Below are 4,981 nucleotides of genomic sequence, written 5' to 3' on the forward strand. Positions count from 1 at the left end.
CCGGCCCGAGACCGGACAACCCGAGCTTGCCGACGATCGCCGTCCGGACATGCTCGTTGTACGACGTCCCGGTGGCCGCCTCGATCACCAGTCCGAGCAGGCCGTAACCGATGTTCGAGTACTTGAAGCGGTCGTTCTCCGGGATCACCGACGAGGTCGGCTTCGTCAGCACCTCCAGCAGTTGCCCGCGATCCGGGAACGCGGTCGCCAACTGCCAGAAGTCGGCCTCCAGGCTGTCCCGTGTCACCCCGCCCGCGTGGCTGAGCAGGTCCCGCAGCGTCAGCTCGCCCAGCGGAGTACCGACGATCTCGGTGACGTGCGTGCCGGCCTTGTCGTCCAGCCGGACCATTCCCTGCTCGACCAACTGCAGCACGGCCGTCGCGGTGAACGTCTTGGAGTGCGACGCGATCCGGAACAGGTGCTGCTCGGTCAGCGCGGTGCCCTGCTCGACATCAGCCAGTCCGTACGCCGCCGAGTAGGCGATCGCGTCTCCGGCGAACACCGCGGCCTGGACCCCGGGAATGCGTTGATACCGCTGGTTGAACGCCAACCAACTGTCGTAGTACGCGAGTGCTTCGTGCAGGTTCTCGGGATCGGTGGCGGCGGTGGCGGAGTTCTCAGCGTCAGGGGCCTCAGGCATGACGCCTAGACTGAATGACGCGGAAGCGACTCGCAACGTAAGCGCCGTCGGTGTACGTCGCATTGGCCGCCGGGTTCGCCCCGGTGCCGTGGAAATCACTGAACGCGGCCGACTGGTTCACGAACACCGGGCCGGTCAGGTTCTCCGACAACGCCACCCCGACCTCGAGCGCCGCGTCCCGGACCTTCTCCAGCGTCTCCGCGTCGGACGAGTAGACGCCGGCCGTCATCGCGCCACCCTCGTCGACCGTCTTGCGGAACAGCTCGATGGACTCGTCGGTGTCCGCGGTCCGGACCAGGAACGACACCGGGCCGAAGCACTCGCGCCCGTAAATCCCCTCGTCCTTGGCGTCCACGGCGACCAGCAGCGGAGTACGGACCACCGCGTCGTCGTACGCCGGGTGCTTGATCGCCCGGGACTCCAGCACCACCTCGCCGTACTCCGGGGCGAGCTCGAGCCGGGTGACCACGCCTTCGTTGACGACACCACCGAGGATCTCGACCGCGCGGGCGTCATCGCCGAGCAACTTGCCGATCGCGCCGGCGATCCCCGCGCCGACCTCGTCGAAGGACTTGTGGCCCTCGTCCGTCTCGATCCCGTCGGCCGGGACGAAGAGGTTCTGGGTGGTGGTGCACATCTGGCCGGAGTACAGGGACAGGGTGAAGGCGAGGTTGCCGCAGAGCGCCTTGAACGAGTCCGTCGAATCGATCAGGACCGCGTTGACGCCGGCCTTCTCGGTGAACACCTCGGCCTGGGTCGCGTTCTGCTCCAGCCAGTCGCCGAACTCGGTGCCACCGGTGAAGTCGATGACCTTCACCTCGGGCCGCAGCGCCAGCGGCTTGGCCAGCCCGTCGCCCTGGCGCTCGGCGGCGAGGGTGACCAGGTTCGGGTCGAAGCCGGACTCGGCGAGCACCTCACGGGCGACCTCGACGGTGATCGCCAGCGGCAGCACCGCCAGCGGGTGCGGCTTGACCACGACGGCGTTGCCGGTAACCAGGGAGGCGAACAGGCCGGGCCAGGAGTTCCAGGTCGGGAAGGTGTTGCAGCCGATCACCAGCGCGACACCGCGGCCGACGACGGTGAAGTTCTTCTCCATCCGGATCGGGTCGCCCTTGGCCGGCTTCTCCCAGACCGCAGCGGCCGGGTAGCGGCTCATCTCCTCGTAGGCGTAGGCGATCGCCTCCAGGGCCCGGTCGAGCGCGTGCGCGCCGCCGGCCTGGAACGCTATCACGAAGGCCTGACCAGTGGTGTGCTGGACGGCGTTCGCCAGTTCGAAGACGCGCTTGTGCAGCCGGTCGAGGATCTCCAGGGTGACGCCGACGCGGGTCTCGATCCCGCCCTTTCGCCAGTCGGACATGCCCTTCTGGGCAGCCGCGAGCAACTCGTCCAGACCCTCCTCGGCGGTGCGCGGGTACTCGATGTCCAACTGCACGCCGAATGGCGACTGCTCTGTGGTGACCGTTCCGTGCGATCCGGGCGTCTCGATCGGGTACGCCGTGCCGCGGTGCGCCTCGAAGGCGGTCTTCCCGTCCTCGGCGGCGGTTTCGCCGTACACGCGCGGGCTGGGCGACTCGGGGAACGCGGAGAAGTAGCCACGACTGCGGATCGCGGCCAGCGCGCCGTCGAGGCGCTCGCGGTGGTTCTCCAGCCGGTCTGCTGCGACGGTGGACGTCATCTCTGCACTCCTGATCTCGGTGGTCGGTCCCAGCCTAGGGTGACGGTGCGATGTTACAGTCCTTGACCAGATCGGGGATAGAGTGTCATATCGGGCTGATCTCTAGGTGGACGAATGGGCGACGAACTGGCGGCACGGGTGGCTGCGGCGATGTGGGCGGAGGACGCCGCCAGCGCCGGGCTGGGCATGCGGTTGGTGAGTGTCGGTGACGGTACGGCCGAGCTGCAGATGCTGGTTCGCGACGACATGGTGAACGGCCACGGCATGGTGCACGGCGGCTTCGTCTTCACCCTGGCCGACTCCGCCTTCGCGTTCGCCTGCAACTCGCGCAACCAGCGGACCGTGGCGCAGGGCTGCGACATCGTCTTCGTCGCCCCGGCCGCGCGCGGCGATCTGCTGGTCGCCGAGGCGCGGGAGCGTGCGACGTACGGGCGGAACGGGCTCTACGACGTGACGGTCCGCCGCGGGGACGACCTGATCGCGGAGTTCCGTGGTCGCAGCCGGCAACTGTCCGGCACCATCATCGAGGAGGACTCATGACGCGGGTGGCATTCCTGGTGGACGGGGTCCGCACCCCGATCGGCCGGTACGGCGGCGCGCTCGCCGCGGTGCGTCCCGACGACCTCGCGGCCCATGCCATCTCCTCGCTGCTGGCCCGGCACTCCTCCCTCGATCCCGCCGCGATCGACGACGTGGTGCTCGGCTGCGCGAACCAGGCCGGTGAGGACAACCGCAACGTGGCGCGGATGGCGGTGCTGCTGGCCGGACTCCCCGACAGCGTTCCCGGCAGCACGATCAACCGGCTCTGCGGCTCGGGCCTGGACGCCGTCTCCTCAGCCGCGCGATCGATCATCGCCGGTGACCACGAGATCGTGGTGGCCGGCGGGGTCGAGTCGATGTCGAGGGCACCTTTCGTGATGCCCAAGGCAACCACTGCCTTCTCGCGGCAGGCCGAGATCTTCGACACCACGATCGGCTGGCGATTCGTCAACCCAGCCTTGAAAGCGCAGTACGGGATCGACTCGATGCCGGAGACCGCGGAGAACGTCGCGGCCGAGTTCGGGATCTCCCGCGAGGACCAGGATCTGTTCGCTTTGCGTAGTCAGCAGCGGGTCGCCAAGGCGCAGGCCAACGGCCGGCTGGCCGAGGAGATCGTGCCGGTCTCCGTGCCCGGCAAGCGTGGCGCTGTGACTCTTGTCGAGACCGACGAGCATCCACGTGAGACCTCTCTCGAAGCGTTGGCGGGATTGAAGACACCGTTCCGGGATTCCGGCACGGTCACCGCCGGCAACGCATCCGGTGTCAACGACGGCGCTGCCGCTCTCCTGGTGATGAGTGGCGAGGCGGTCGAGCGGCTCGGCGTCACCCCGCTGGCCCGGATCGTCGGTACCGCCGCGGCCGGAGTCCCGCCGCGCATCATGGGCATCGGACCGGCGCCCGCGACCCGCAAGCTGCTCGACCGCACCGGCGTCGCCCTCTCGGACGTCGACGTGATCGAGCTGAACGAAGCCTTCGCCGCCCAGTCCCTGGCAGTACTGCGTGAGCTCGGCCTCCCCGACGATGCCGAGCACGTGAATCCCAACGGCGGCGCCATCGCCCTCGGTCATCCCCTGGGGATGAGCGGTGCCCGCCTCGCCTTGACGGCCGCGCTGGAACTCAGGCAGCGTGACGCCAGCTACGCCCTCGCGACCATGTGCATCGGCGTAGGCCAGGGCATCGCGACTCTTCTCACTCGTCCGTAAGGCCCTTCGGAGGCAGAGAATGACCCAGCCTGACACGAGACACGTCGGTGAGGCGTGCCCGGTGGAACTGCAGGACGACGGCGAGAAGCTGTCCGTCGACGAGCTCAGGACGCACCAGCTGGCCCGGCTGCAGACGACCGTGCGCGCGGCGTACGAGAATGTGCCGCACTATCGCGCCGCCCTCGACAGCGTCGGGTTCGCGCCGGACGACCTCAAGTCGTTCGACGATCTGAGCCGGTTGCCGTTGACCACCAAGCACGATCTGCGGGCCAACTATCCGTTCGGCATGTTCGCCGTGCCCCGCGAGCAGGTCGTCCGCGTGCACGCCTCGTCCGGTACGACGGGACGGCCGACCGTGGTCGGGTACACCCGGGGTGACATCGATCGCTGGGCCGATCTGATCGCGCGGTCGATCCGCGCGGCAGGTGGTCGCGCGGGCGATGTCTGCCACGTCGCGTACGGCTACGGGCTGTTCACCGGCGGGCTGGGCGCGCACTACGGCGCCGAACGCCTCGGCTGCACGGTGGTCCCGGTGTCCGGCGGGATGACGGAGCGCCAGGTCGACCTGATCCGGGACTTCGGCGCGCAGATCATGATGGTGACGCCGTCGTACTTCCTCTCCATCCTCGACGAGATGGATGCCCGTGGCATCGATCCCCGGGAGACCTCGCTCAAGATCGGCATCTTCGGCGCCGAACCGTGGACCGAGCAGATGCGCACCGAGGTGGAGAACCGGACCGGCATGCATGCCGTCGACATCTACGGGCTGTCCGAGGTGATGGGCCCGGGGGTCGCGCAGGAATGCGTCGAGACCAAGGACGGCCTGCACATCTGGGAGGACCACTTCTACCCGGAGATCATCGATCCAGTCACCGGCGAGGTGCTGCCGGACGGAGAGGTCGGCGAACTCGTCTTCACCACCCT

General features: G+C 68.5%; 5 protein-coding genes. 3 read left to right on the forward strand and 2 right to left on the reverse strand.

Annotated features, from left to right (window positions below; all coding sequences use genetic code 11):
* The coding region (locus VFG33_RS36050; RefSeq protein WP_325057512.1) for a serine hydrolase domain-containing protein at positions 1-640 on the reverse strand (640 nt) is incomplete at its 3' end.
* Positions 633-2,315, reverse strand: a complete 1,683-nt coding sequence (gene paaN / locus VFG33_RS36055; RefSeq protein ID WP_325057513.1) for a phenylacetic acid degradation protein PaaN — start codon at positions 2,313-2,315, stop codon at positions 633-635. The genes VFG33_RS36050 and paaN, both read right to left, overlap by 8 nt.
* Positions 2,316-2,429: 114 nt before the next feature.
* On the opposite strand from paaN, the gene paaI reads away from it, so the two are divergent.
* The 3 genes from paaI to VFG33_RS36070 form a co-directional block, all read left to right on the forward strand.
* The gene (paaI, locus tag VFG33_RS36060; protein WP_325057514.1) at positions 2,430-2,855 is read left to right on the forward strand and encodes a hydroxyphenylacetyl-CoA thioesterase PaaI; all 426 of its coding nucleotides are present in this window, start codon (positions 2,430-2,432) and stop codon (positions 2,853-2,855) included.
* Positions 2,852-4,057 carry a 3-oxoadipyl-CoA thiolase gene (gene pcaF, locus VFG33_RS36065; protein WP_325057515.1) on the forward strand — a complete coding sequence of 402 codons (1,206 nt, stop codon included), beginning with the start codon at positions 2,852-2,854 and terminating at the stop codon, positions 4,055-4,057. The genes paaI and pcaF overlap by 4 nt, the downstream gene beginning before the upstream one ends.
* A gap of 19 nt (positions 4,058-4,076) precedes the next feature.
* Positions 4,077-4,981, forward strand: a 905-nt coding sequence (locus VFG33_RS36070; protein ID WP_325057516.1) for an AMP-binding protein, incomplete at its 3' end; no start/stop codon positions are given.

It is taken from the genome of Kribbella sp., assembly GCF_035687465.1.
In the GTDB taxonomy this organism is placed as follows: domain Bacteria; phylum Actinomycetota; class Actinomycetes; order Propionibacteriales; family Kribbellaceae; genus Kribbella.